Origin of the sequence: Pseudoduganella umbonata (genome assembly GCF_014192225.1) — a bacterium.
GTDB lineage: Bacteria > Pseudomonadota > Gammaproteobacteria > Burkholderiales > Burkholderiaceae_D > Rugamonas > Rugamonas umbonata.
The window spans coordinates 256388-281921 of record NZ_JACHXS010000001.1 but is presented as its reverse complement, the minus strand read 5'-3'; the positions used below and the strand labels follow the sequence as shown (position 1 = coordinate 281921).

General features: G+C 65.2%; 23 protein-coding genes. 14 read left to right on the top strand and 9 right to left on the bottom strand.

What is annotated here, in order from left to right:
• Positions 1-171: 171 nt before the first annotated feature.
• Positions 172-1989, top strand: coding sequence for a GGDEF domain-containing protein (locus FHS02_RS01230; RefSeq protein ID WP_137312433.1), 1818 nt, complete (start codon positions 172-174; stop codon positions 1987-1989).
• A gap of 43 nt (positions 1990-2032) precedes the next feature.
• Positions 2033-2971, top strand: coding sequence for a DUF72 domain-containing protein (locus tag FHS02_RS01225; RefSeq protein ID WP_137312432.1), 939 nt, complete (start codon positions 2033-2035; stop codon positions 2969-2971).
• Here the strand turns inward: FHS02_RS01225 and FHS02_RS01220 are convergent.
• The 4 genes from FHS02_RS01220 to FHS02_RS01205 all read right to left on the bottom strand — a co-directional run bounded on the left by FHS02_RS01220 (position 2931) and on the right by FHS02_RS01205 (position 7928).
• Positions 2931-4187: a voltage-gated chloride channel family protein gene (locus FHS02_RS01220; protein ID WP_137312431.1), complete on the bottom strand. Its 1257-nt coding sequence runs from the start codon at positions 4185-4187 to the stop codon at positions 2931-2933. The two genes, FHS02_RS01225 and FHS02_RS01220, sit on opposite strands and share 41 nt — an antisense overlap.
• A 334-nt stretch (positions 4188-4521) precedes the next feature.
• Positions 4522-5910, bottom strand: coding sequence for a multicopper oxidase family protein (locus FHS02_RS01215; protein ID WP_137312430.1), 1389 nt, complete (start codon positions 5908-5910; stop codon positions 4522-4524).
• Positions 5907-7403, bottom strand: a complete 1497-nt coding sequence (locus FHS02_RS01210) for a TolC family protein (protein WP_137312429.1) — start codon at positions 7401-7403, stop codon at positions 5907-5909. Before FHS02_RS01210 ends, FHS02_RS01215 begins: the two co-directional genes overlap by 4 nt.
• Positions 7404-7469: 66 nt before the next feature.
• Entirely contained in the window at positions 7470-7928 is a 459-nt protein-coding gene (locus FHS02_RS01205; RefSeq protein WP_137312428.1) for a hypothetical protein, read from the bottom strand.
• 107 nt (positions 7929-8035) lie between these two features.
• On the opposite strand from FHS02_RS01205, the gene FHS02_RS01200 reads away from it, so the two are divergent.
• Complete coding sequence (locus tag FHS02_RS01200; RefSeq protein ID WP_137312427.1) at positions 8036-8908, top strand: EamA family transporter; 873 nt, start codon at positions 8036-8038, stop codon at positions 8906-8908.
• Between the two features lie 22 nt (positions 8909-8930).
• On the opposite strand, the gene trbK is transcribed toward FHS02_RS01200, so the two are convergent.
• Positions 8931-9152 carry an entry exclusion lipoprotein TrbK gene (gene trbK, locus FHS02_RS01195; RefSeq protein WP_137312426.1) on the bottom strand — a complete coding sequence of 74 codons (222 nt, stop codon included), beginning with the start codon at positions 9150-9152 and terminating at the stop codon, positions 8931-8933.
• Positions 9153-9217: 65 nt separating this feature from the next.
• On the bottom strand, positions 9218-10678 hold the full coding sequence (locus tag FHS02_RS01190; protein WP_137312425.1) for a M20/M25/M40 family metallo-hydrolase: 1461 nt from the start codon (positions 10676-10678) through the stop codon (positions 9218-9220).
• A gap of 142 nt (positions 10679-10820) precedes the next feature.
• Between FHS02_RS01190 and FHS02_RS01185 the strand changes: the two genes are divergently transcribed.
• The 5 genes from FHS02_RS01185 (at position 10821) to FHS02_RS32025 (ending at position 14046) form a co-directional block, all read left to right on the top strand.
• The gene (locus tag FHS02_RS01185) at positions 10821-11360 is read left to right on the top strand and encodes a GNAT family N-acetyltransferase (RefSeq protein ID WP_137312424.1); all 540 of its coding nucleotides are present in this window, start codon (positions 10821-10823) and stop codon (positions 11358-11360) included.
• A 204-nt stretch (positions 11361-11564) separates the two neighbouring features.
• Positions 11565-11975, top strand: coding sequence for a glycine zipper domain-containing protein (locus tag FHS02_RS01180; RefSeq protein WP_137312423.1), 411 nt, complete (start codon positions 11565-11567; stop codon positions 11973-11975).
• Positions 11976-12276: 301 nt separating this feature from the next.
• The gene (locus FHS02_RS01175; RefSeq protein WP_137312422.1) at positions 12277-12684 is read left to right on the top strand and encodes a hypothetical protein; all 408 of its coding nucleotides are present in this window, start codon (positions 12277-12279) and stop codon (positions 12682-12684) included.
• Between the two features lie 174 nt (positions 12685-12858).
• On the top strand, positions 12859-13257 hold the full coding sequence (locus tag FHS02_RS01170) for an NUDIX hydrolase (RefSeq protein ID WP_229422500.1): 399 nt from the start codon (positions 12859-12861) through the stop codon (positions 13255-13257).
• A 210-nt stretch (positions 13258-13467) separates the two neighbouring features.
• On the top strand, positions 13468-14046 hold the full coding sequence (locus FHS02_RS32025) for a DUF6985 domain-containing protein (protein ID WP_371861448.1): 579 nt from the start codon (positions 13468-13470) through the stop codon (positions 14044-14046).
• Between the two features lie 135 nt (positions 14047-14181).
• On the opposite strand, the gene FHS02_RS01165 is transcribed toward FHS02_RS32025, so the two are convergent.
• Complete coding sequence (locus tag FHS02_RS01165) at positions 14182-15693, bottom strand: DUF6602 domain-containing protein (RefSeq protein WP_137312420.1); 1512 nt, start codon at positions 15691-15693, stop codon at positions 14182-14184.
• A gap of 889 nt (positions 15694-16582) precedes the next feature.
• Here FHS02_RS01165 and FHS02_RS01160 point away from each other — a divergent pair.
• Positions 16583-17668: a chemotaxis protein CheB gene (locus FHS02_RS01160; RefSeq protein ID WP_229422499.1), complete on the top strand. Its 1086-nt coding sequence runs from the start codon at positions 16583-16585 to the stop codon at positions 17666-17668.
• A 231-nt stretch (positions 17669-17899) separates the two neighbouring features.
• Here the strand turns inward: FHS02_RS01160 and FHS02_RS01155 are convergent, their stop codons facing one another.
• A complete protein-coding gene (locus FHS02_RS01155; RefSeq protein ID WP_137312419.1) occupies positions 17900-18814 on the bottom strand; it encodes an AraC family transcriptional regulator in 915 nt (304 codons plus the stop codon).
• A gap of 94 nt (positions 18815-18908) precedes the next feature.
• On the opposite strand from FHS02_RS01155, the gene FHS02_RS01150 reads away from it, so the two are divergent.
• Positions 18909-19655: an SDR family oxidoreductase gene (locus FHS02_RS01150; protein WP_137312418.1), complete on the top strand. Its 747-nt coding sequence runs from the start codon at positions 18909-18911 to the stop codon at positions 19653-19655.
• 57 nt (positions 19656-19712) lie between these two features.
• On the opposite strand, the gene FHS02_RS01145 is transcribed toward FHS02_RS01150, so the two are convergent.
• Positions 19713-19958: a hypothetical protein gene (locus FHS02_RS01145; RefSeq protein WP_137312417.1), complete on the bottom strand. Its 246-nt coding sequence runs from the start codon at positions 19956-19958 to the stop codon at positions 19713-19715.
• Between the two features lie 228 nt (positions 19959-20186).
• On the opposite strand from FHS02_RS01145, the gene FHS02_RS01140 reads away from it, so the two are divergent.
• The 4 genes from FHS02_RS01140 to FHS02_RS01125 all read left to right on the top strand — a co-directional run bounded on the left by FHS02_RS01140 (position 20187) and on the right by FHS02_RS01125 (position 25523).
• Positions 20187-20507, top strand: a complete 321-nt coding sequence (locus tag FHS02_RS01140; RefSeq protein WP_137312416.1) for a hypothetical protein — start codon at positions 20187-20189, stop codon at positions 20505-20507.
• A 79-nt stretch (positions 20508-20586) separates the two neighbouring features.
• The gene (locus FHS02_RS01135) at positions 20587-21585 is read left to right on the top strand and encodes a protein kinase domain-containing protein (RefSeq protein ID WP_137312415.1); all 999 of its coding nucleotides are present in this window, start codon (positions 20587-20589) and stop codon (positions 21583-21585) included.
• 47 nt (positions 21586-21632) lie between these two features.
• Positions 21633-23957, top strand: coding sequence for an FtsW/RodA/SpoVE family cell cycle protein (locus FHS02_RS01130; protein ID WP_229422498.1), 2325 nt, complete (start codon positions 21633-21635; stop codon positions 23955-23957).
• Positions 23958-23960: 3 nt separating this feature from the next.
• Positions 23961-25523, top strand: coding sequence for a hypothetical protein (locus FHS02_RS01125; RefSeq protein WP_137312413.1), 1563 nt, complete (start codon positions 23961-23963; stop codon positions 25521-25523).
• Positions 25524-25534 lie beyond the last annotated feature (11 nt).

Sequence of the window (25534 nt, the reverse complement as noted above, 5' to 3'; positions counted from 1 at the left end):
TTCCTTCCTGCATTCTTCCTCCTGATGATCCAGGCACCATCTTAGTGCGCCGCGCCGGCGCGCCACATCGCCCGTAAGGCATAGCGCCCTGCCGATACCGGACGGTGGTTGCACCGCCGGACAAACGTCCGTAAGCTTGGGGCTCATCGGATCGACGGGAGGCATGGGGCAATGGATACGCGGATCGAACGGGAGGAGTCCGAGCAGCGGCGGGTGCGCGAGCTGTCGCGCTATGCACTCGCGCGGGACAAGCCCGATCCGCAATTGCGCTTCATCGTCGAACTGGCGGTGCAGACGATGGGCGCCGATATCGGCGGTATCAGCCTGGTCTACCGGTCGCACATCTCGCTGCCCGTCACGGTGGGGATCGCCCTGCGGGAAGTCGAACGGGGCGACTCGTTCTGCAGCGAGCTGGTGGCCTCGGAAAGCGATTTCTTCGAGGTGGAGGATGCGCTGGCCCACGACTGGTCCGCGGCCAAGCCGATCGTCCGCCTGCCGCCGCACTACCGCCACTATGCCGGCGTGGCGCTGTACGGCAACCGCGGCTACCAGCTTGGCACGCTGTGGGTGATGTGGCAGGCGCCGGGCCGGCTCGAAGCCGCGCAGCGCACCATGCTGAGGGGCCTGGCACGGCTGGTCGCCGACACGCTGGAACTGCGCTACTGCGACGCCGTGACCGGCATGTACAACCGCGGCGCGTTCGTGCAGCACCTGCAGAACGCCAAGGGCGAGGCCGGGTGCCGCGAACTGGCCGTCGGCTACATCGACCTGACCGGCTTTCACCAGATTAACGAAGTGTACGGGCGCGACGCCGGCGATGCCACGCTGTCGGAAATCGCCGCGCGCGTGACCGGCTGGGCCGGCGCGGACAGCCTGGTCGGCCACCTGGGCGGCGACCGCTTCGCCTTCGCGCTGCTGGACCGCTCGGATGCCGCTCGCCTGCAGGCGCTGTGCCAGGCGATCGACGTGCCGGTCACGCTGCCGTCCGACCGCACGCAGGTGCTGCATGCCCGTATCGGCATCGTGCGCGAAAGCCTGCCCACGCGGGTGGCGGCGGCCGCGCTGCTGGACATGGCGGAAACGGCGGCCGCCGCCATCGGCGACGTGGCCGGCTTTTCCGTGGTGCGCGAATACGGCAGCGAAATGCGCGAGCGTTCGACCTTCCTGCACGACCTGCTCGGCGTGCTCGAAGGACAGCCCGCCGCCGGCAGGCTGTCGATGCACTACCAGCCACAGGTCAATTTCGCCAAGCAGATGCTGATCGGGCTGGAGGCGCTGGTGCGCTGGGACCATCCGCAGCGGGGCGCGGTACCGCCGTCGGCCTTCGTGCCGCTGGCCGAAAGCTCCGGCAACAGCCATGCGCTGGACATGCTGGTGATGGGCCAGGTCTGCCGCGACATGCGCGGCTGGATGGACGCCGGCCTGCCACAGGTGCCGGTATCGCTCAACTTCTCCCGGTCGACGCTGCTGCATCCCGGGCTGCCGGAGGCCGTCAGCGCCATGCTGGACGAGTACCGGCTGCCCGGCGCGCTGCTGGAGGTGGAAGTGACCGAGAGCCAGCTGCTGGAAGCGCCGGAAACGCTGGGCGAGCGGGTGGCCGCGCTGCGCCGGCTCGGCCTGCGCATCGCCATCGACGATTTCGGCATCGGCTATTCGAACCTCGATGCGATCGGCACGCTGCCGTTCGACCGGCTGAAGGTGGACCGGCGCTTCGTGCACGGTGTGGCCGACAGCGCGGTGACGGCCAGCCTGTTCCGGCTGATCCAGGGCGTGGCCGAGGTGTCCCACGCCGAACTGCTGTGCGAAGGCCTGGAACGGCAGGTGGACCTGGACTGGCTGCGCCACCAGCACGCCTATTGCGTGCAGGGCTGGTACTTCTGTTCCGCGCTGCCGCCGCAGGGCGTGGAACACCTGCTGCGCGCGTGGGGCCAGCGCGCCCGGCACGCGGCCGCGGGCGGCGACGTGCGCGAACTGTTCGCCGGCGCATGAGTAGGCCAGTGCACGGGCAAATGAGTACGCAAATGAGGGGCAGATGAGGGGGGCGGGGGCACGGCTGCGCGTCGGCATTTCCGGCTGGCGCTACGAGCCCTGGCGCAACGTCTTCTATCCGCCCGGCCTGGCGCAGGCGCGCGAACTCGATTTCGCGTCCCGCGCCGTGCCGACCATCGAGATCAACGGCTCGTTCTACTCGCTGCAGCGGCCGAAGAGCTACCAGGAGTGGTACGACGCCACGCCGGAAGACTTCGTGTTTTCCCACAAGGGCAACCGGTTCATCACGCACATGCGGCGGCTGCGCGAGCCGGCGCCCTCGCTGGCCAACGTGTTCGCCTCCGGCGTGCTGGCACTGCGCGAGAAGCTCGGGCCTTTCCTGTGGCAGTTGCCGCCGAACTTCCAGTTCGATGCCGAAACGATCGAAGGCTTCCTGGCCGCCCTGCCCCACGATACCGAGGCGGCGCTGGAGATGGCGCGGCGCCACGAACCACGCATGGAGGGGCGCGCCTACCTGGAGATCGACCGCAAGCGCCCGCTGCGCCACGCGCTGGAAATCCGGCATGAAAGCTTCAACGATGCCGCGTTCGTGAAACTGCTGCGCAAGTACAAGGTGGCATTGGTGGTGGCTGATACGGCCGGCAAGTGGCCCGACTTCGAGGACGTGACGGCGGACTTCGTGTACCTGCGCCTGCACGGCGAAAAGGAACTGTATGCGGGCGGCTATACCGACGAGGCCCTGGACGACTGGGCGCGCCGCATCCGCGCCTGGAGCACCGGCGGGCAGCCGGATGGCGCGCGGCTGATCTCCGGGGCGGCACCGCCACGGCGCGCCAGCCGCGACGTCTACTGCTACTTCGACAACGACATCAAGGTGCATGCGCCGTTCGACGCGCGCCGCCTGCTGGCGCGGCTGGACGCCGAAGACGGGCTGGCGCCGCTCATCGATCCGCGCCCGGATCCGCGTCAGGATTCGCGCTGAGCGGCGCCTTCACGCCGCGCTGCGCTCGGTAGATGCCGGCGTGGCCCGAGCACAGGTACGCCACCACGCAGCCCAGCGCCGCATAGGGTCCGATCGCGGGCCCGAACAGTTCCAGCGCCATCACCGTCGATGCCAGCGGCGTGTTGGCGGCGCCGGCGAACACGGCGACGAAGCCCACCCCGGCCAGCAGCGGGAACGGCAGGTCCAGCAGCGGCGCCAGCGTATTGCCCAGCGTGGCGCCGATGTAGAACAGCGGCGTCACCTCGCCGCCCTTGAAGCCGGTCCCCAGCGACGCCACCGTGAAGGCCAGCTTGCCCAGCGCGTCCCATATCGGCAGCGGGTGCGCGAAGGCTTCGACGATGACGGGGATGCCGAGGCCCACGTAGCGCTGCGTCCCCACGGCCCACACCGCGATGGCGACGATGGTGCCGCCGATCAGCGGCCGCAGCGGCGCATAGGGCACGTGGCGTTTCATGAATGCCGACAGCGCGTGCGTGCAGCGGGCGAACAGCATGCCCGCCAAGCCGAAGGCGACGCCGGCAGCCAGGATCGCGGCGATCGGCCATGGCGCAAGCGCCGGCACGGCGGCCACCGCGTAGTGCGCGTGATGCACGCCCCAGGCCTGCCCCACCTGGTCGGCCAGGATCGCCGCCGCCATGCACGGAAAGATCGCGTCGTAGCGCATGCGGCCGACCACCAGCACTTCGAGGCCGAAGATGGCGCCGGCCAGCGGCGTACCGAAGACGGACGCGAAGCCGGCACTGATCCCGGCCATCAGCAGGATGCGGCGGTCGGCCGAATCCAGGCGTGCCACCTTCGTCAGCTGGTCGGCCAGCGTGCCGCCCATCTGCACCGCCGTGCCTTCGCGGCCCACCGAGGCGCCGAACAGGTGCGAGATCACCGTGCCGCCCAGTACCAATGGCGCCATGCGCAGCGGCACCACGTTCTTCGGATCGTGGATCTCGTCGATCAGCAGATTGTTGCCGGCCTCGGCACGGCCGCCCCAGCGCAGGTAGACCCAGCCGACCGCGAAGCCGGCCAGCGGCAGCAGCCAGACGATCGCAGGGTGGCGTTCACGGTAGCCGGTCGCGGCGTCGAGCGAGAACAGGAACAGGGCGGAGGCGGTGCCGGCCATGAGGGCGACCAGCAGGGAGATCAGGGACCACTTGAGGAGGTAGCGGAGCGCGAGGACGAAGGAGTCGAGGTGGGCTTTCATCGGAGGGCAATATAGCATGCGAACCGGGGGGTTGCGGATAGCGGCCGATCAGCAGGGGTCTGTCCCCGGTAAGTGGTAATTACGGCCTCGCTGCGGGCGCGTCAAGGGGACTGGAGGGAGAGATGGCATGCAAGCCATCTCCGTTTCGCAGGCGGGAGCAATGCTCACGAAACCCCTGCTACACCCCCGGTGTTTGCCGGCACCCTCGTTACGCCAGCAAACACCGGGGTCAGTCCCCTCGATACACAGACTACTGGGATGAGTGCCGCCACTTACCGGGGACAGACCCCTGCTGCTCGTCGGTCAATTGCGACATCCACTATCCCATCACCGATCAATGATGCTCATGCCCTCCCCCACGCTTCACGTCCACCGGCTTGCCCTGCGCCGGTGCCAGTGCCGGCATGCCGGGCGCCTGCGGTGCGGGCGGCAGGTCGCCGGTCCACTCGTAGGCGACGCTGCCCGTCGGATGCCGGTAATGCCCGGGGTCGCGGTAGTCGCCGCGCGCCTGGCCTTCACGCACCTTCACGAGCGTAAACATGCCGCCCATCTCGATTTCGCCGTACTGGCCGGTGCCGGTCATCATCGGCAGCGTGTTTTCCGGCAGCGCCATGCGCATGCTGCCCATCGAACCGCCCTTGTCGCCCATCACCATGTAGCCCGGCACGAGGTCGTTGATCTTCTCGGCCACGCCGCGGTGGTCGACGCCGATCAGCGTGGGCACGTCGTGCCCCATCGCGTTCATCGTGTGGTGCGACTTGTGGCAGTGGAAGGCCCAGTCGCCCGGATTGTCGGCCACGAACTCGATCGCACGCATCTGGCCGACGCCGATGTCGGTCGTCACCTCGGGCCAGCGGGCCGACGGTTTCACCCAGCCGCCGTCGGTGCCGGTCACCTCGAAAGTGTGGCCGTGCAGGTGGATCGGGTGGTTCGTCATCGTCAGGTTGCCGGCGCGGATGCGCACGCGGTCGCCCTGGCGCACCACCATCGGGTCGATCGCCGGGAACACGCGGCTGTTCATCGTCCACAGGTTAAAGTCCAGCATCGTGTTGACCTTCGGCGTATAGCTGCCCGGCTCGATGTCGTAGGCGCCCAGCAGGAACACGAAGTCGCGGTCGACCGCGTGCCGGCGGATATCCTTCGGGTGCGTGACCCAGAAGCCCATCATGCCCATCGCCATCTGCACCATTTCATCGGCGTGCGGGTGGTACATGAACGTGCCGGCGTGTTTCGCGACGAATTCGTACACGAACGTCTTGCCCGGCTGGATCGACGGCTGCGTGACGCCGCTGACGCCATCCATGCCGTTCGGCAGGATCTGGCCATGCCAGTGGACGCTGGTGTGCTCCGGCAGTTTATTGGTGACGAAGATGCGCACCCGGTCGCCCTCGACCACCTCGATCGTGGGGCCCGGGCTCTGGCCGTTGTAGCCCCACAGGTTGGCCGTCATGCCGGGCGCCACCTCGCGCACCACCGGTTCGGCGACCAGGTGGAATTCCTTGACGCCATCCTTCATCCGCCACGGCAGGCTCCAGCCGTTCAGCGTGACAACGGGGTTGTAGGGCCGCCCGTTCGGCGGCACCAGTGGCGCGGCAGTGCCGGCGGATGGGCCGACCGGAGCTTCCGGAAGCGATGCGGCGCCGGCTCGGCTGACCATGCCGGCGCCCAGCAGCGTGGTGGCGCCGGCCAGGAAGTTGCGGCGCGAATTGTTTGATGCGGTCATTGGTGTGCTCCGTGGTGGTCATGTTGCTCCGGCTTTTGCTCCGGCTTTTGCTCCGGCTTGTGCTCCGGTTTTTGCTCCGGTTTTTGCTCGATTTTTTGCTCGATTTTTTGCTCCGGTTTTTGCTCCGCGGCCGGCGCGGCGGACAGGCGGCCGCCCAGCGCGGTTTCCAGGTCGGCGTCGGCGACCCAGTACTCCTTCAGGGCGTCGATCGCGGCTGCCACGGCGACGCGCTGCTCGCGCGCATCGGCCAGCAGTTCGAAAGTACTGAGCAGCATGCCGTTGTAGCGCAGCAGCGTCTCGTCCGATACCTGCTTCTTCAGCGGGATGACCACGTCGCGGTAGTGCCTGGCCAGGTCGTAGGCGGTGCGCCATGCGGCGTACGCTTCACGCGCCTCGCTGCGGGCATGGACGGCCGTTTCCGCCAGCCGGTTCACCGACTGCATGTACACCGCCTCGGCGCGCCGCGTGCGCGCTGTGCCCCAGTCGAACAGCGGGATTTCCAGCGTCAGCTCGTAGCCGCGCTCGACCGGCTCGCCGCCTTCGCGCTCGCGCACCACGCCCAGTTCGAGCACGTTGATGAAACGGGTCGCACGCACCAGGCCCAGCGAGGCGGCGGTGTGCTCGGTGTCCTTCGTTGCCGCCTGCACGTCGAGGCGCTCGCGCAGCGCGACACCTTCCACGTCGGCCAGCTCGCGCGGTGCCGCCGGCAGTTCCGGCAAGCGGTCCGGCAGCCGGTATTGCGCCTCGGCGCCGGACAGCCCCATCAGGCGCGTCAGCCGTTCGCGCGCCGCCGTCGCGGCTTTCATCGCGCGCGCCACGTCGGCCATCGCCTCGGCATGGAAGGCGGCCTCGCGTGCCTGGTCGTAGGCGCTCCAGTTGCCGGCCTTGCGCATGCGCTGCGCCAGCTCGGCGCTGGCATCGGCGGCGCCGGCCACCTGCTTTGCGTAGTCGACGGCCTGGGCGCCGCCAACCGCCTCGTAATAGGCGCGCCGCGTGTCGGCCGCCACCTTCAGCGCTTCGGCGGTCACGCGCAGCCTGGCCTGCTCGAACAGGCGGCCTTCGATGCGTTGCGCCAGCGGCGCCGTGATCAGGCCCGCCAGGTTGAATGCCAGCGAGCGCTCGATCGTCGTGGTGCCGCCGCCGCGCTTGTGCTGGTAGCCGAAGGCGGGATTCTGCAGCCGGCCGGCCTGCACCAGGTCGGCCTCGGCAATGCCCAGCTCCCAGTACGTGGCCTGCAGGCCGCGATTGTTGAGCAGCGCGATGCGCACGGCGGCGTCCACGGCGATGGGCTGCGCCAGCATCGGTTTGATCTGTTCGGCCAGTGCGCGCCGGTCGTTCTCGTTGCGCAGCAGTTTCGTCGGCGCGCCAGCCTTTATCTGCGTGGCCTGGTCGACGGCGGCCATGCCGCCATCGGGGGAAAACGTGGCGCAGCCGGACAGGGCCAGCGCCAGGATCGGGACGGCCAGCGCCGTCGCCATCGGTGATGATGTCATTGTTACCTCATGCATGAACTGCCCGCGCGTGTGCGGGCCGGGCCGGCCGCGGGGGCCGGAGCTGGTTCAGGCAGCGGTGCGTTTGGGCGGCCGTTCGGGGCCGGCCAGGTCGACGGCGGCGGGCGCCTCGGGTACGAAGGGAACGGTGGCATGGCGGCCATCCTGCAGCGACGGCGCGGCGGGCAGCGCGGGCGTCAGCGGTGCGCCGGTGCAGCAGGCACCTGTGCTGGCGCATTTTTCATGGTCCGCATGGGACGCATCGGCACCATGGTGCGCACCGTCATGGTGGGCGGCGGCAGCGCCTTGCTGCGCGGCGAGCATCGCCGCATGGTCGTGATGGCCGTCCGCGTGCATGGCCGCCTGCATGGTCACGGCCTGCGCCTCGGAGGTTGCCGAGGACGTTGCCGTGGTCCTAGCCGATACGGGCTGCGGGCCGCACAGCAGCATCGTGGCCGAGGCGAAGCCCTGCAACGGCACGCCGGCCAGCAGGAACCACAGCAACAATGTACGGAGCAGCGCTTTCATGGGGCGCCATGGTAGCACGGGCAGCCGCAGCGCGGCGGCCGGCGGCTATACTGTCGGACTACCCGAACAGCGCGGCGATCGCAGGCCGCGCACCAACCCCACGTTGCATGCAGCCCGCTTCCACTTCCGCCCCCGTTTCCAACGCCGTTCCCTTTGCCGCCTTGCTGCTCGCCCTCGTCTCGCTGACGGCCGGCGCCTCGATTGCCAAGCAGCTGTTCCCGCTGGTCGGCCCGGCCGGCGCGACGGCGCTGCGGCTCACGTTCGCCGCCGTGATCCTGTCGGCCGTGTTCAAGCCCTGGCGTATCCGCATCGGCGACGACTGGCACGCGCTCGCGCTGTACGGCGTGTCGCTGGGCGTGATGAACCTGACGTTCTATTCGTCGCTGGCCTATGTTCCGCTGGGCGTGGCGATCGCGGTCGAATTCACCGGCCCGCTGGCCGTGGCCGTGTTCACGTCGCGCCGGCGCATCGATTTCCTGTGGATCCTGCTGGCCATCGCCGGGCTGGCCATGCTGCTGCCGCGGGACCGCTCGGCGGCCGCACTCGACTGGCGCGGCATCGCGCTGGCGCTGTGCGCCGGCGCCTGCTGGGCCGTCTACATCGTGGCCGGCAAGCGGGCCGGCATGCGCCATGGGCCGGCCACGTCGGCTTACGGCATGTGGATCGGCGTGGTGGTGGCGGCGCCGTTCGGCTTCTGGCAGGCCGGCGCAGCGATCCTCCAGCCGGAGGTGCTGGCGCTCGGACTGGGCGTGGCGATCGTCTCCAGCGCGATTCCGTATTCGCTGGAGATGATCGCTCTGCGCCGCCTGCCGGCCAACACGTTCAGCATCCTGCTCAGCGCGGAACCGGCCATCGGCGCCGTGATGGGACTGATGCTGCTGGGCGAACGGCTGGCGCTGAACCAGTGGGCGGCGATCGGCGCGATCATTGCCGCCTCGGTGGGCGCGGCGATGAGCAGCCGTTTCGGTTCGTCGAAGTAAGCGGCGCGGCGGCCGTTTCGGATCAGTTCGCCGGTGCGGCCGGCTTGAACTGTTCGCGGCGGTCGCAGCGTTCCTGGAAGGCCTTGCGCACGTCCGTATCGGCGATCCTGCCGATTTCGGCCGGCGTGCAGGCGGCATCCGTCATCGTCATCTGCTGCGCCGTCAGTTGCGGGTCGACCTTGCCGCAGCCGGCCAGCACCAGGGCCAGGGCGCACAGGCCACCGATCGTCTTCACGTGTTTCATCGCGGTTCCATTCGAGAGTAAGTTGGCAGCCGGCGCCTGATGCCGGCTGAACGGAGGGGCTGACCTCAGTTGAACTGCTGCGGCGCGCGGCCGATCGGCTGTTCCATGTTCGCAAGGTACCACGTCAGTGCCGACATGACCGCCACGTGGCGCTTCAGGTAGTCGGGATCGACCTTGTCGAACGTGTCGGCCGGCGTGTGGTGGTAGTTGAAGTACAGGCTGGAATCGACCAGTGGCGTAAACGACGGCACGCCGTCGGCTTCCATCGCATGCAGGTCGCCGGCGCCGATCACGTCGCGGCGCTGCAGTACGCCGGCGCCGATCGGCACCAGGGCGGCCTGCAGCGGCGCGAACAGTTTTTCGTACTGCGGGCGGATGCCGGCCTGCACGCCGAACGTGCGGCCCGCCACGCCGCCGTCGCTTTCGATCGCGGCGAACTGCTTGTCGAGCGCCGCCTTGTGCTGGGCGTGATAGGTGGCGCCGCCGCGGCCGCCGTTCTCCTCGTTCATCCAGGCGATCATGCGGATCGTGCGGCGCGGTTTCAGGTTCAGCTTCTTCAGGGTTTCCAGCACGCCCATCGACGCGGTCACGCCGGTGGCGTCGTCATGTGCGCCGGTGGCCAGGTCCCACGAATCGAGGTGGCCGGACACGATGACCACTTCGTCTGCCTTGTCGGTGCCCGGCAAATCGGCGATCACGTTGTAGCTGTCCGCGTCGGGCAGCGTCTGCGGCGTGAGCACGAGCTTCATCGTCACCGGCCCCCGCTTGCTCAGGCGCGCGATCAGCAGCGCATCTTCCGCCGTCACCGATGCCGCGGGAATGCTTTTCCCTTCGACGAGCCGCGTGGTGCCCGTATGCGTGAGACGATAGTCGGCGCCGCCGACTGCGCGCACCAGCGCTGCAGCCGCGCCCAGCTCCGCGGCCAATGCCGGGCCGCGCGTGCGGAACGCCGAGCCATGCCGGTACGCCGGGCCGCCCAGGCCCGCATCGGCCATGCCCTGGTCGAAGGCCACCTCGAACAGCACGATCTTGCCCTTCACTTCGGCGGCGCGGCGTTGCAGCTCGTCGAAGTCGCGCACGATGATGACCGGTGCGGTCAAGCCCTGCGCCGGCGTGGCGCCGGAGCCGCCCAGCGCCGTCAGCACGATGTTCTGCACCACGCCCTGCGGCCTGCCGGTATATTCGACCAGCTGGGCCTTTTCTTCGCCGCGCACCCAGTGCGGCACCTTCACCGGCTGCAGCGTGACCTTCGCACCCAGCTTGCGCATCGCATCGGCCACCTGCTGCACCGCCGCCGCCGCGCCGGGAGAACCGGACAGGCGCGGGCCGACCAGGTCCGTCATGTCTTCCAGGCGCTGGTATGCCCAGTCGCTGGCCATCGCGGCATCGCGGATCTGCGCCAGCGTCGCGGCGTCGTTCGCGCCGGCGGCATGGGCGAGGCCGACGGTGGACAGGACAGCGGTGGACAGGACGGCCGCTTTCAGGGCGGCGGCGATGGCGGACAGGATCGGCTTGCGAATAGTCATGCGGTGGACCTGGAAGTGAGTTCGGGGAAGCAGGACGATATCATTTGGCAATGTTATAAGGCAACTTATAAACACGCTATCGAAACAATGATCGATAAGGATGGCGTTTGACCTTGCCATGGCCATCGCATAGCATGTGGCCATGCTGAAGGGACCACTCTGCACCGTGCGGCACCTGCTGAACACGGACCTGAACACGTTCATCGCGCTGGTCAACGACCTGCCGTCGCGCGGGGATTACTTTTCCACCCACTTCAAGTCGCCCGAGGCGATGCGCAAGGAATTCGTGCAGCACGGCTTCGTGACCGAAGACAGCGAACTGTTCGTCGTGGAGGACGGCTACCGTCGCGTCGTCGGCGTCATCACCCACTTCAAGAGCCGCACGCCGACCACCCGCGAGATCGGCTACCGGCTGTTCGACACCGCCCTCGCCGGCCAGGGCTATACCACCGAGGCACTGCGCATGCTGGTCGACCATCTGTTCCGCGTCCATACATGGCACCGGCTCGAGGTGCTGGTGGCGCCGCGCAATCTCCCCTCCCTGCGCGTCGCGCAGAAATGCGGGTTCACCGGGGAAGGCACGCTGCGCGAAGCCTTCTTCATCAATGGCCAGTACCAGGATGTACAGGTCCTGGGGTTGCTGCGGCATGAATGGGAGCGGTTGGGCGGCCTGCCACGCTGACCCTGGCTTCTGCTGGCGATAACCGCATCTCCTGTTATGTGTGCTCTCCACGCTCCTCATCTGTAACAGATCTGTTACCTGGCCGAGCTCGATTGTAAGAATCTGTGTATTGGCTGGCAATTTTCTGCCGTCCCGATAAAGTAGACCTCAATCAAACGGCAGACATCATCCCGGTGGCGCCGAGCAAAATAAGGGGGAAATATCATGATGGTCAAAAAATTCTTCGGAATCGTCCTGCTGGGTGCTGCCGTGACGACGTCTTCCGCAGCCCTCGCCGCCGGTGACCGTGCGTTCAACACCGCCGCCGGCGCCGTGGTCGGCGCCGCCATCGGCAGCCAGACCGGCAACGGCACCACCGGTACCGTGGTGGGTGGCGTGGTCGGCGGCCTGGTCGGCAACGCGATCAGCTCCCGCGACCGCGACCGTCACGATTACCGCCCGCAGGGCCGCGTGTATGCGCATCCGCAGCCGGTTTATTACGATGCACCGCGTCCACGCTATGTGCGCGAGCCGGTATACGTGGAGCGCCGCGTAGTGCACGAATACCGTGACGACCACCGCGGCCGCGGCCATGGCAAGGGCCACCGCAAGCATCGTCATCACCACCACGACTGATTTACGGTCGTCGTCATCGAAAAGCCCGGCATTGCCGGGCTTTTTTCATGGTGCGTGCCGATAGCGGCTGTGATTACCCTTGGTGGATTCTTCGCTGGATCGACGGGATCGGACCCTGACGCAGTATCGCGGAATGGAAAACAACCCGAGGCAGTTATATCTTCGACCTGATCGATTGAATCTACGGTCGTTAGCGTATCCGGTCGACAGTGTTAGTTCGTGACACTCGGTGAGATTTTTCGACTTGGCAACATGGTATGCTGGCCCGGCCGGCAGAAACCGGCCAAATCCCGACATCTCCGTGTTTTTCGATCTCCATAATCCTCGTGCCAACATGCGAAATATCTGCCGTTCCATCGTTCTCGCTGTACTCCTGCCGGGCCTGAATGCACTCGCTGCCGATTCAACGAAGGAACTGTCCTGGTCTTCGGTTAAGCTGGAAGGGGCCCACCTGCAATTGGTCAGCCCGAAGGACAAGGACAGTTCCTCAGATCTATTTTTTGGCAAGAGCGGTATCCTGACTATCACCAGCTGCAGCAAAGACACATGTGTCGGTCCGGTGACCGCCTGGAAAATTGAAAATAACCGCCTCAAGACGGGCTATAAACCAGATGAAGGCAGTGCGCTCATTAACGTAACCGCCGACAAGCTCACTCTTCGGGAGCCGTCCGGAAAGCTCGTTGTGTATGCAATCAAAAGCAGGCGCTGATGAGGCGCGGTTCTGTCGCGTCAGGGCCATGTCCAGTACTTGTACCCGATGGGCTGTTTTCGGCCCGGAGCGGAGACGGTCGAGCTAGCGACGTTTAGATAATAAAAACATGCAAATCTGAAGTGGAGGAGATTTCTGCCACATTCGATCCCGACCAAAGCGTGTCCTGTCCTCGTGCGAGATTCGGGCGAACTGGAAGTGCTCGCCTTCCGTCACCCACTGGCTGGACTTCAACTTGTGAAAGGTACTATCGAACCAGGCGAGGAACCCGGCAGCGCTGCCTTGCGCGAATTACGCGAGGAGGCGGGCATAGAGAATGCGACCATTGCCGCCGATCTTGGTATTTGGTCGTCAGGATATGCGGACCACGTCTGGTCATTTCATCTGTGCCAGGTTTCTGAGCGGCTTCCGGATCGTTGGGGTCACCATGCGTCCGACGACGGTGGTCATGATTTCGAATTTTTCTGGCATGGTCTCTCCCGCAATCCATCCAGTGAATGGCATGCAATGTTCGTCGGTGCGCTTGCATTCCTTCGTCAAAAGCTGAGTATCTCGTCCCCAAAATATCGGTAGACTTTTCAACACACCTTTTTTGCCGCGCCCTAGTCCACGGGAGAGCAGCTTTGCCTGCTATGCAGCGGCGAACGGCCGAGTTCGGCCAGAAGCGGGTTCAAAGTTACCATGATCACCGAACCTCTTATCAATAGCTCCGACCGGTGCTGGAGCGGGCATTCTGTGTAAGCCTGCGCACCACGAGTTCACCGCCACCCACACGATCTAAGGTTGAGCATTGACCCAAAGGCAACGGAGAGTACATTGTTGATCCCGCCAGTTGGAGCTGTCGAACCACATCCTGATGTCAGCGAATGGCTGATATCTCAACCAAAAGTACTACAGTGCCTGCCAGGACACGCAGTCCAGTTCGTCTTCGATGGCTACGATGACGCTCACAAGGCTGAATATCACGGAGCACTTCAAAACCTATTGGACTTGGATAAATCCGCTCTAACGGCTGTCGAGCCTTACCTAACGCAGTACTGCAACGAAATGCTTGATCTGTATGACGGCGGGAGTCGTCCAAACGTCCACCTCGAACAGCCATCCGACATCTGGCACTACGTGCGGTTTCGTTCAGAGCTGCACGTCTCACGTCGGGCATGCGGGGATGACGAAGACGGAATTTATTTTTCGCTGGGATGTGGCTGCGACTGGGAGCCAGAGCATGGTCTGGATTTGGTCTTGCGAGATGGGCTGGCATTCACAAAGGTGGGGCTGTACGACGTGCATCTGACAAACTCTGATGCATATGCAGACCGGGCATTGAAAAACGTAATCTTAAGAGCATGCGCGAGTGAACCTTGATATACGGTTGTGTGTCCATCTGATCGCTGCTTGGCTGGGATGGTCACTCCGGTCAGGTGACGGCACAGGCCGGCATTGGAAGCATTGTGCAGGCATGCAATCTCGCGTTATGGACCAACCGCAAAACACGCGAAGCTATACCGCTTCCGGAGGCACGGGCGGCAGCTGTTTCGCTTGCGCTGCGCGCAGGCTGTCGGCAATGAGCGCGTGAACAACTTCCACATACCCGAAATTCTGCCCAAATGCGGAGATCTCTGGATCGCCATCCGTTACTTCGGCCATGCCAATTGTGACGTTGTGCTTTGCGAGTTCTTTGCGCAGGTTGACCGGTGGGGACATGATCATGGTCTCGAAAGCTGTCTCGCCAGTTGACTTGGGCGCGCCCTTGCTTTTCGCGACCAGCCGGGTAATGGTGATCGCGCCGGAGCCGGTCTCGTTCGAAATGCGTATCAGGTTGGACTGCGCAGGGTCCATGCGCCGCAAGTAGACGAGCAGTTCATCATTTATCGCCAACAGGGTTTTGTAATCTGGGAAAGCCAGGACCGCGTCGAGCATTGCCCTGACGCCGCCATAAAACACGGGATAAGCCGGACTTTGTTTCACGCCGCTTTCTGTCGGGCGCTCGAAAACACGTTCCAATTCCTCCGCCAGATTCGTCAACGACTCAGGGTCGACCCATTGCTCGGGCCGTCTCTCAAAATACCGCCGTATGGAATAGCCTTTCCGCACAAGGCTCATGGCCTCGTATGACCCGAGAATCATCTGTAAAAAATAAGCTGCTTCGTATATGCGAGCCGCCGGCTTCAAAGACGCCTGATTCTCGAACGTGCAATGGTGGTAGGCATTCCTCTGCTTAGTGGCAGGAAAAAGGTTCACAGTCATGTTTTTATATCGCGAATCCATGTGCGGCACATAGATACCGTGGACGGAAGTGCTGGAGATTTCAAGATACGGTGTCGCTTCTTCCAAATCCTTGCTCGCCTTTGCAAGGTCGCGGTAATGGTCTCGCGTTACTTCGGCCGAGAGCCCAGACACGGCAAGTGCCTGTTTAATCTTTTCCTGCTCTGCTGCAGCCAATTTATATTTGCCCGACCACTGCGCCGCCCGTCCGTCAAGACGGGACCACTCCTTGAAAGGAATGGTTTGGTCGGAAGAAAAAGCGAATATGTAGTAAGGAACGGCCGACCTCGATTCAGCATCTTCCGGGTCTTCCACTCCGCCCAAGAGCACATCCTTGCGTTCAGTGTTGCGCACAACGGTCTGGACGCTGAGAGCGTTTAGCAATGCATCGTCGCAGATGCTTGCGGTGATAGTCGACTTTACCTCGATCACTGCGATGACCGACTCCCAAGGGAACAGGCCAACCGTGCTGTTGCGCGAGATGAACGGCGGTATCATTCCTTTGTTGTACAAAACGACGTCGAGTTGTTTTGACCTGTCCCCTCCGTGATTGATGATCTCCCCGGTTCCGATCCCGATGCTGGGCGGCAGAAATGGTCGCAAAAACTCTTCGACAAACATTTCTCTGGCGGAGCCCCGCATCACGTTGTGCTTGAACACGTCGTTTACGACATCTGACTCGGCAAGGATGCCTTCCATACGCGCGCCAATTGCGATGATCAGCGGATTGACCGAATGCTCGTTCATGTATGCCTTTTTTTTACGCCCAGGTTCGACGTCGCTACTTGAGCATCGGCGCTAATCCCGGGTTGGGAACGGAAAGCCAGTGTACGAGACAGTTGCTCTAACGGCAAGTGACGTGTGGCCCGGCGCCAGGCAAAAAAGACCGGTGTCGTGGTTGCCTTTGCCGTTGCCGTTGCCGTTGCCGTTGCCGGCCCCCAGATTGTCGGCGCGCTGCGCCACACTCGTCGCTTGGAGGAAAATAGTTTTCCGGCATCTAGGGCAAGCAGTATGCCGAGTGGACTTTGGCTCCTGCGTTGGCGGTCAAACGTCAAAGTGCGACACCGCCGTCGTGAACCCAACGGCGTGCCGATCAATGTTGCACTCTCTACGACTGATTAGGGTCGGGAGCGGCCGGTCGTGACGATCGGAAAGATTGTCTGTCCGGTAACATGCTAAGCTGGCTCGACCGGCGGCTTTCGGCCAGCAGCGGTCGTTGACGATGTGTGTTTCAGTAGGTGGGCACGTGTCGTTTTGGGTAGCAAGCCGGATAATCCGCAGTTACAAGATGGAGTCGTCGTGGTCATTGATTATTGTCCGGTTTGCGGCTACGGCCCTGCTCTTGGATACGCTTCAACGGAAGAGTTGCGATGCTCATTCGAGATCTGCGATTGCTGTGGCTGCGAGTACGGTTACGACGATAACGTGGCCCACTACGAGCGGTGGGTAGCAAAAGGGTGTCCTTGGTTTCGTTCCAAAGCTCGCCCTCTGAACTGGTCGCTCGAGGAGCAGCTAACGCGTACGATCCGACCATGGCCACCTGAGCGGGAGTCGGCGAGGTAAGGCGGCGGCTATTGAACGGTTGAAATAGCTGGCCGGCGAATGTCCGCTCTGGGACGAAATCGGACGGTCCGGATTGGCCGCGATCGGCTGGAAGTGCGGCGATACAACTACTTATCACTACAGAAAGAACAGAATGCGGCTTGCGGATGGTGTACGAAACATCGTGGTAGTGGGCACATCCGCCGGCGGCGTCGAAGCGCTGTCGGGGTTGTTGGCTTACCTGCCAGCCGATCTGAACGCTGCAATTCTGGTTGTCCTGCATCTCTCGCCATCTGCCCCAAGTCAGCTGGACAGGATACTGGCAAGACGGACACCAATGCATGTCAAGATCGCGCGAGACGGTGACGAACTTTTGCCGCGAACCATCTATACCGCAAGCGCCGATCGGCACCTGATGATTACCGAGCAGGGTATCCGAATAACGCGTGGCCCCAAGGAAAGCCGCTCTCGTCCGTCAATCGATGTGCTGTTCAGGTCAGCCGCGGTTGCCTATGGTTCGCGCGTGAGTGGCGTAGTGCTCTCCGGGGCGCTCGATGACGGCACGGCAGGTTTATGGGCAATCAAGGATCGCGGCGGACTGGCCTTTGCCCAAGATCCGCAGGAAGCCAGCTTTTCCTCGATGCCAGAGAGTGCAATCGAGCATGTACAGGTCGACTGCGTTGGCACTATGCGTGAGATTGCAGACCGGATTATCGCTTCGGTAGGGAGCTTCGCCCCTGCTTCGCAGCCTGATCAGCAACAAGCGGAGCGAGCGCATGCCGAGGTGGCGATAGCGTTGGAAGGAAATGGCCTGGCCGCAGGGATCATGGCTCTGGGTTCGGTGTCGAAGTACACCTGCCCCGACTGCCACGGCGTTCTGGTGGAAATCAAGGAAGGCCCGCTGGTACGGTTCCGCTGTCATACCGGGCATGCGTTCTCTCCGGCTTCCCTGATGGCGGAGATAAACGCCGAGATTGACAACGGTTTATGGGAAGCGATCCGTAGCGTCGAAGAGCGTATTCTGTTGATGCGACAAATCGCAACGCTGCAATCGGAAGCCGACCGCCCTGACATGGCGTTGAAATTCGAGCGGCAGGCAGACGATACCGAGGCACGTCTGCAGCTACTGCGCGATCTGGTGCTGGACCCGGCATTCTTCGGCCATTCCCCCAGCGAATAAGCGGATCGTTATGTCCACCGGTGAATGTCTGCTTTGGGGCGAGAGCCGCCTGTGGTGGCGGTTCGAAATTTTCAGCTCGGCTCATGACAACCACCAGCTTGAAGCGGAGATCGAAGCAACCGCGCTTTCTTGTCATGCAAATCGCCCCGGATGGTGGATTGTCCACCTATCGAGGTGTCCGGGCGAATCAGACCATTACAGCCGGCATTCCCCACCCGCCCGATGCCCCTGCTATCCCCGAGACGCACCGTGATACAACCGGGCATACCTGGCCGGTGGGTGTCCCACTTGCCTGGCGAATGCGACGCTAAAGGCGTTTGCCGAGCTGTAGCCCACCCGTTCAGCGACGTCTGCCACGCTATGGTCCGGTTGTCCCAGCAGGCTCTTTGCCAAAGCCATGCGCCACGCAAGCAGATACTCCATTGGTGCGGAGCCGATTGCCCGACTGAAGCGTTCGAAGAAAGTCGAGCGTGACAAGGCGGCTTCCTTCGCGAGCTGTGCCACGGTCCAGGGATGCTGTGGTGCCTCATGCATGCAACGTATCGCTTTTGCCAGCCGCTCGTCGGAAAGTCCGCGTACCAGCCCGGGCGAGGAAGACACGCCTTCCGTGGACCTTAATGCTTCAATCACCAGCACTTCAAGCAAATGCCTGAGAACCACGTCGCGGGCCGGGCGATTCGCACGAGACTCGCTGACGACGAGCTCCATTACTGACTGCAGACGAGTTTCTCCGCGCACGTGCAGGATGTCCGGAAGCAAGGACACCAGCAACATCGCGTCCGGCGACTCGAAAACGCAATATCCGACCAGCAGCCGGACGTCCGCAGGCCCCAACGGGTCACCGTGCCGGGTCTCGCTCTCAAGAACGGAAACATCCTCGGGATGGTATTTCTTGTTCTCACACCGCCGGATGCTCGACATGTCAAAACTGTATGCTGCAGGGATGAGGACGAAGTCACCTTGCTGCAAACGGATGGCCTCCCGCTTCTCGACAGCGATCACACACTCCCCTTCCATGACTGCACAGAAAAATGGCCCTCCCGATTCGGTCCTGTGCACAGTCCACTCGCCAGACCCGCTGACGATTTTCGAGTAAGGGGCGCTTGGCTTGAGGAGAGAAACGACTTCGGACAACGGATCTATCATTCTGGACTCCTGCACACAAATTGCGGACCTCCAAGTGTAGATCGTCCGGGCAGCCTCGTCTATTCTGCTTTCACACACTTGAAAGGATAGATTGATGAAAACCGTCTTGATTACTGGCGCTTCTTCGGGTTTTGGCTTGGAAACGGCAGAATACTTTTTAGCCAAAGGCTGGCAGGTCGTCGCAACGATGCGCTCGCCCAAGCCCGACAATTTTGCCGGGTCTCCCAATCTGCGCGTCGTGAAACTCGACGTCACTGATCCGGAAAGCATTGAACGAGCAGTCGAATCGATCGGACCGGTCGATGTCCTGGTGAATAATGCCGGCGTGGGCCTGCTCGGTATTGTCGAAGAGACGTCGATGGAGACAATCCGGGAGATATTCGAAACAAACACCTTGGGCACTATTGCAGTGACTCATGCCATGCTGCCGCATTTCCGTCAACAGCGTTCGGGGGTGATTGTCAACGTGACCTCGGCCACGACATACCAACCTCATCCATTGCTGGCTGTCTATACGGCCAGCAAAGCTGCTGTCAATGCGTTTTCGGAATCGCTGGCATTGGAGCTTGCGCAGTTCAATGTCCGGATCAATCTGGTCATTCCAGGCCGTGCGCCGGAAACCCCATTCAGCAAGAACGCGCAGTCCCGTATGGAAGGCGCTTTTCCAGAAGCCTACAGCGAATTCGTACAGGGGATTTTTGGCCGGATGGGCGAGTCCACCCTGGTAACGCATCCCGTTGATGTCGCGGAAGCGATCTGGCAGGCAGCAACCGACCCGACGGTCCCGCTACGTCTCCCGGCTGGTGCAGATGCTCACGCGATGTCGCGCGCTGCGAGCTGATCGGGTTTCCCTCATGTCAGCGGACACGCGCCAGGGGAAGCCATTTGGCAGGTCCGCTCAGGGCGCTTTCTGCACGGTGCCCTGGTCGTACTGGTCGTCATCTGTCTCGCTGGGAGGCATGGCGTTCTGCTGGCTGGATTGCTGACCGGACTGCTGGCTGCCCTGGCTGGCGGCCGATCCCCCACTGGCGCCGCTATCGCCGGTACTGCCGGTGCCAACGCCGCCGGCACTGCCCGTCGTCCCGTCACGCGTGCTCTGTTGATTACGTGCCTCGGTGTCCTTGCTTTCGGTTTGCATCGACATGCTGTCCTCCGTTGTCATGAAATGTGGTTCAACAGTAGCCCGGAGTCAACCGCGCACGAATAGTCCTGGAGCGGCTGCGGGTGTAGGACCCGATCCACATTCCGCTTGCGGAAACCGTCGTACACTCTACGGTAGCAACCGGCGCAACGCAGGCATGTTTTGCTTTGCATTTCCTCTTCACAGGCAATAATAAGGACACCATATGAACTCCAGCCATGGATCCCAAGGATGAGAAGCAACCGGGTGGCGAATGGTGTTGGAATCCTGATGCTGATCGGCGGAGCACCGTGCCTGCTGGCCATCGCGACGTTCGTTCAGCTTCTAACGGCGCATGCGGCCGGAACGTCTTCAGGCGGTAACGCAATCGGCCTGATGATCATGTCACTGTGGGCATATGGAATCGCAGTGGCCAGTTGTGCCGCGGGAATCATCTACTTTGGCTACGGAGCGCTCAGGTACAGGGTCTTTCCCAAGCCATGGCATTGGTTCGCTCTGGTTTATTCGATCGGACTGGTCATCATCCCCATCGTTTATTTGATTTCCCAGTAGTTATTCGACACGTCCGCGTTACCGGATTCTTTCCTGCTCCCCCCGCTAGCCGGCATCGGAACCTCCGATACCGACAACCATGCCAGCTCGCGACACCACCATCGCCCTTGGAAAGGGCCACTACCGCCTGCGCGAGCAGGTCGGCGCTTCCGTCTATGGCACCATCTGGCGCGCCACGGCGCTGTCCGGCATGCCGGACGTGGCGATCAAGTTCGTCAACGCGGAGCGGATGGCGGGCGCGCAGCCCGGCCAGCGCGAACGGTGGATCGCCAGCGCCAGCAACGAAATCGCCTTTCTCGAAGCGCTGCAGCCGTGGGACGGTCGCCACATCGTGCGCCTGGTGGACACCGGCTGGCATGACGGCCTGCCGGTGCTGGCCCTGGAGCTGATGAGCGGCGACCTGGGACGCCACGTCGCGCGCCGCCGCGCGCAGGGCGATCCTCCGGCGCTGCCCGAGGTGCTGGACTGGATCGGCCAACTGAACGGCGCGCTGGCCAAGGTGCACCAGCATGGCTGGCGCTACCTGGATCTGAAGCCGGCCAACGTGCTGGTCGATGCCACGACCGGCACGGTGAAGCTGGCCGATTTCGGCACCAACCGGCTGCTGGAAGCGGCGCAGGCGCACAGCTATTGCGGCACCGCCAACTGGCAGGCGCCCGAGCAGTTCTTCCCAGCACCCGGCGGCGGCTATGCGACAGGCCGGCACAGCGACTACTTCGCGCTTGGCGCCCTATATTTCTTCCTTGTGACGGGTGCCCCGCTGCGCTGGTGCGCGGCGTGCGGCGACGCCTACCGGGAACACCAGTCCGACGGCGCCCGCGCCATGCTGGACGCCGGCCCGTTGCCGCCCGTGCTGGCAGACGACGAAGCGGCGCTGTTCGCCGCCGCGGTGCCGGACATCGCGCGCGTGCCGGCCCTGCGCCTGCTGTCGATGCTGCTGGCCCACGCGCCGGAAGACCGGCCCCGCAACGCGCTGCACATCAGCCGGATGCTGGACGCGGTCCGTGCCGGCCTTGGTGGCCGCGCGGCACTCGTGCGCAGCAGCGCGGCCTCGCTGGAAAGCGGCGTTTCTCCATGAGGACCGGCTCCGTTATCGGCAACCGCCCGCTGCTGGCGATCTTGGCCATGCTCTTCGCACTACAGGTCTTCGCGCTGCTGCGGGCGCCCGCGGCGTGGCTGCCGGCCGCCATCACGATCGGCATCGACCGGCCCGGCGCCGTCACGCTGTCGGCGGGGCAGCTTGGCGCCGTGGGGGCCACCGGCACACGCCTCGTGTTCAGCCGAAGCGCGGACGGGGGCTGGTGGCTGCGCACCAGCGGCCCGGCCCGGCCGCTGCTGCGGCGCGACGGCATCGACGAGCGCCTCGGCACGGTCGATGCGTCGACGCTGCGTACGTTCACCATCGGCGGCCGGACGTTCGACGTGCGCCCGGACACCACCGGCATGCTGGCGTTTGCCGATGGCGCGTCGCGCTGGCGCTTCGATGGCGCCACGGTTTTCCGCGACGGCACCCCGCAACCGCCCTGCCCCGGCGCTTCGTGGCCGGCGCAGGCGGTGGCGTTGTGGAACCGTGCCACGCCGGCCGTGGTGGCGATCGCGCGGCCGCTGGTCTTCGGCGGCAACCTGCACTGCGGGAACCGCATCGGCATCGACGGCGTCGATGGCGGCGCCGCCCAGGTCGCTCGGCATGGCGGGCAACTGCTGCTGTCGGCCGGCGCGGCGGCGTCCGGCACGCACTTGTCGGCGCGTTTTTCCTCGCATTCCTCTATGGAGATTCCGGCTCCCGCCAGCTTGCAGGACGACGCGCGCCGCCTCGACGGGGTGCAGGCACTGACACTGGGCCGCACCCGCTACGACCTTGCACTGGTGCGCGGCGTGCTGACGCTGGCCCCAGCTGGGCGCGTGGCGCTGAACGCGTTCCCCGAAACGGTGTTGCCGCCAGGGGTGGCGTGGCAATGGCGCCAGCGCAGCCTGTGGCTGGGAGACGCGGCAGCGTGGCTGCTTGCCGGCGCCGCGGCACTGGCCGTGTTCGCGGCAGCGCGGCTGGGTCGCGCGATGGCGCCGCGGCGCGGCAATATCCTCGGTCCGCTGGCCGATGCGCGCCGCCGGCGCGCCGCATCGTCATGGACCGGCCGCCCGTTGCGGGGTGCCGCCGCGGCGCTGGTGCTGGCCGCCGGCTGCACCGCCCTGCTGCTCCAGCGCGGCGGCGAGCCCCCGGCCGCCGCCTGCTCGCTGTTGCTGGCGGCCAGCGCGCTGGGCATCTGGCTCGTGCACCCGGCGCGCCTGGCGGCCGGCGCCGGGGCCGCGCTGCTGCTGATCGCCGCCGGCCTGCTGTGCCAGCTGAACCTGGGCCTGGCCGGGCCGGATACCGGCTGGCTGCGCTATCACGGCAAGACCGCCGCACTGCTGGCGATCGGCAGCGGCGCGATCGCGCTGTGGCGGGCGTTTCCGCCGGCCGTCTCGCAGCGGCGCATCGAATGGCTGCTGGCTGGCGCCGCCGGCGGTGCCTTGCTGCTGCTGGCCGCCCAGGTGCTGTGGGGCGACGAAACCGGCGTGTTCGACATGCAGCCGGTGGAAGCGGCCAAGCTCGTGCTGACGCTGCTGACGGCGCACTGCCTGGCGCTGCGCATGGGCTGGCATGCGGACCACCGCGAACGGCCCGGCCATGGCGCGCGCTGGCTGCGGCTGGTCGCGCCCGCGCTGCTGTTCCTGGCGCTGCTGGGCTGCGCGCTGGTGCAGGTGGACGATTATTCGCCGTTGATCCTGTTGCTGCTGTGGGCGGGCGCGATGGCGCTGGCCTGGGCGCTGGCGGCAAGGCGCTGGCTGGCGGCCGGCCTGCTGGGATGCGTGGCGCTGGCCGGTATCGCCGGGGTGACGGCGCTGCGCTCCGGCGACCCGGCGCAGTTGCCTGCCTCGTTTTACGGCGACCGTTTCCAGGTGTGGCTGGAACCGGCGCGCCACCCGCATACGGGCCAGCAGGTGCTGCAAGGGGCCGCAGCGATTGCATCCGGCGGCTGGCTGGGGGCGGACGGCATGCTGGGACTGGCTTCGCTCGGCCATGCCGGCGGCGATGTCATGGCGCTGCCGGCCGTGCAGGACGATTTCGCGCCGGCGTTCCTGCTGCACCGCCACGGGCTGCTGGCGGCGCTGTTGCTGTGGTGCGCGCAGGCGCTGCTGGTGGCGGGCCTGGTGCGTGCCGCGGTTAGCCACGGCCGGGCGGGAGCCGGGGCGCCGGGGTTCCGGCAGGCATGGCTGCTGCGCCTGCAGGCATTTGCGCTGTGCGGCGGCGCCGCGTTCGTGGCCGGCCACCTGCTGCTGTCGTGGGGCACCAACCTGGCGATCCTGCCGGTGATGGGCCAGCCGATGAGTTTCCTGTCCGCCGGCGGCAGCCACCTGCTGTTTTTCCTGCTCCCCCTGCTAGGGGTCCATGCCGGTTCATCACAGGAGTAAACCATGCCGATCTATGTCCAACACGAAGTCCTGGGCCGCGTGCCCGACGTGTTCAACGCCGAGGCGATCTGGCAGGCGCCGGGGCTGGCGCTGTTCGCGCGCCGCCCGCTGCTGCGCGACCTGCTGGAACGCTGTCCCCGCGAGCAGCGCGGCAATGCCGCCACGCGATGCTTCACGCACGTGACCTTGCGGCTGCCCCAGGAAGACGTCGACGACGACTACCACCTGACGCGCGGCAATCGCGCACGCGACCTGGCGCACACGCTGGCCGCGCTGCACCAGAAGGATTTCGGCGACCTGCTCGGCACCGACCAGGTGCGCTACCACGTCACCGGCGGCGACGACCTGCAGCCGGGCGAGATCGAAGTGCGCTTCGGCCACGCGGTCTACCTGCCGGGGCCGGACGAGAAGGTGCTGTTCCACATCAGCGTATCGACCGACTCGGCGGTGTGGAAGCCGGTCTGCCCGGTCTACCCGGACCAGCGGCTGGCCGTCATCGACGAGAACAACGCGCCCGGCTGGCCGTTCGGCGCGGTTGGCACGCTATTGCTGATCAACGACGGCCCGGATGCCCAACCGGTCCTGCAGGTGCGCCCGAAGGATGCGCTGGACTGCCGGCTGGACGAGCGCCTGGGCTGCTACGTCATCGTCCGCAAGGGCGAAGCGCAGGGACGGCGCCTGCTGCTGAAGGTGGCGCGCGCCGGGGGCCTGCCGGCGGCACGGCGGCCGATGCAGCCCGACGTGAATGCTGGAGCGCAGCCAGTGGTTGTGCCGGCTGTCCAGCCAATCATCCAGCCCGCGGTCTGGCAACCGCGCGCGCCCTCCGCTCGCGCGGTACCCGACGACGGCACCGCGCTGCCGCAGGCGCCGGCACGCGCCGCCGAAGCGCGCGCCGGCGCAACCGATGCGACGTTTGCCCCCGGCACGCGCCAGCGCCTGACGCTGGCCGCACTGGCCCTGCCGCGCCTCAGCCGCTACCGCACCACCGGAGCGGCATCGCTGTCGGTGCCTTTCGACCGCGCACTGGCGGTGAACGGCGCCGGCACCGGCGCGCTGACGTTCGTCGTCGACGCCGACGATAGGCTGCATGCCGTCACCCCGGCCGGCCGCGAGCCGGTGACCGTGCCGGCCAGCTTCGCACCGGCGGGCGAGCGCAGCATCCGCCTGTTGCCAGCGCCAGCGCAGATGGCGGAACGCTACTGCGCGCTGGTCGCCTTGCCGGTACCGGTGGCCGCACCGGTCACGCAGGGCAGCTTCGGCCGGGGCAGCCCGGCGCTGGCCGCGCTGCGCGTGCTCGACGAACCCCGGCTGCTGGCGCGCGACGATGGCGCGGCAGCGGCCAGCCCGGACCGGATCGGCCTGTCGCGCACGGCATTCGCGTTCGACGCCAGTCCGCATGGGCTGTCGATCACGCGGCAGTCCGCCACGCAGGCGCTGTACCACCTCGATGCCGAACTGCGCTTCGTCGGCGCGATCGACGCTGCCGACGCCGGCGCGGCCCCGTTCGTGCTGCCCCCGGGGCACCACGTGGTGGCCGGCCATTACGTGCTGCGCTTCGACGCCTGAGCGGGCCGGCC

What these genes read in the sequence shown, in the direction of transcription:
- FHS02_RS01230 (WP_137312433.1), top strand. Translation starts at nt 172, where the DNA reads ATGGATACGCGGATCGAACGGGAGGAGTCCGAGCAGCGGCGGGTGCGC.
- FHS02_RS01225 (WP_137312432.1), top strand. Translation starts at nt 2,033, where the DNA reads ATGAGGGGGGCGGGGGCACGGCTGCGCGTCGGCATTTCCGGCTGGCGC.
- FHS02_RS01220 (WP_137312431.1), bottom strand. Translation starts at nt 4,187, where the DNA reads ATGAAAGCCCACCTCGACTCCTTCGTCCTCGCGCTCCGCTACCTCCTC.
- FHS02_RS01215 (WP_137312430.1), bottom strand. Translation starts at nt 5,910, where the DNA reads ATGACCGCATCAAACAATTCGCGCCGCAACTTCCTGGCCGGCGCCACC.
- FHS02_RS01210 (WP_137312429.1), bottom strand. Translation starts at nt 7,403, where the DNA reads ATGACATCATCACCGATGGCGACGGCGCTGGCCGTCCCGATCCTGGCG.
- FHS02_RS01205 (WP_137312428.1), bottom strand. Translation starts at nt 7,928, where the DNA reads ATGAAAGCGCTGCTCCGTACATTGTTGCTGTGGTTCCTGCTGGCCGGC.
- FHS02_RS01200 (WP_137312427.1), top strand. Translation starts at nt 8,036, where the DNA reads ATGCAGCCCGCTTCCACTTCCGCCCCCGTTTCCAACGCCGTTCCCTTT.
- trbK (WP_137312426.1), bottom strand. Translation starts at nt 9,152, where the DNA reads ATGAAACACGTGAAGACGATCGGTGGCCTGTGCGCCCTGGCCCTGGTG.
- FHS02_RS01190 (WP_137312425.1), bottom strand. Translation starts at nt 10,678, where the DNA reads ATGACTATTCGCAAGCCGATCCTGTCCGCCATCGCCGCCGCCCTGAAA.
- FHS02_RS01185 (WP_137312424.1), top strand. Translation starts at nt 10,821, where the DNA reads ATGCTGAAGGGACCACTCTGCACCGTGCGGCACCTGCTGAACACGGAC.
- FHS02_RS01180 (WP_137312423.1), top strand. Translation starts at nt 11,565, where the DNA reads ATGATGGTCAAAAAATTCTTCGGAATCGTCCTGCTGGGTGCTGCCGTG.
- FHS02_RS01165 (WP_137312420.1), bottom strand. Translation starts at nt 15,693, where the DNA reads ATGAACGAGCATTCGGTCAATCCGCTGATCATCGCAATTGGCGCGCGT.
- FHS02_RS01155 (WP_137312419.1), bottom strand. Translation starts at nt 18,814, where the DNA reads ATGATAGATCCGTTGTCCGAAGTCGTTTCTCTCCTCAAGCCAAGCGCC.
- FHS02_RS01150 (WP_137312418.1), top strand. Translation starts at nt 18,909, where the DNA reads ATGAAAACCGTCTTGATTACTGGCGCTTCTTCGGGTTTTGGCTTGGAA.
- FHS02_RS01145 (WP_137312417.1), bottom strand. Translation starts at nt 19,958, where the DNA reads ATGTCGATGCAAACCGAAAGCAAGGACACCGAGGCACGTAATCAACAG.
- FHS02_RS01140 (WP_137312416.1), top strand. Translation starts at nt 20,187, where the DNA reads ATGAGAAGCAACCGGGTGGCGAATGGTGTTGGAATCCTGATGCTGATC.
- FHS02_RS01135 (WP_137312415.1), top strand. Translation starts at nt 20,587, where the DNA reads ATGCCAGCTCGCGACACCACCATCGCCCTTGGAAAGGGCCACTACCGC.
- FHS02_RS01130 (WP_229422498.1), top strand. Translation starts at nt 21,633, where the DNA reads ATGCTCTTCGCACTACAGGTCTTCGCGCTGCTGCGGGCGCCCGCGGCG.
- FHS02_RS01125 (WP_137312413.1), top strand. Translation starts at nt 23,961, where the DNA reads ATGCCGATCTATGTCCAACACGAAGTCCTGGGCCGCGTGCCCGACGTG.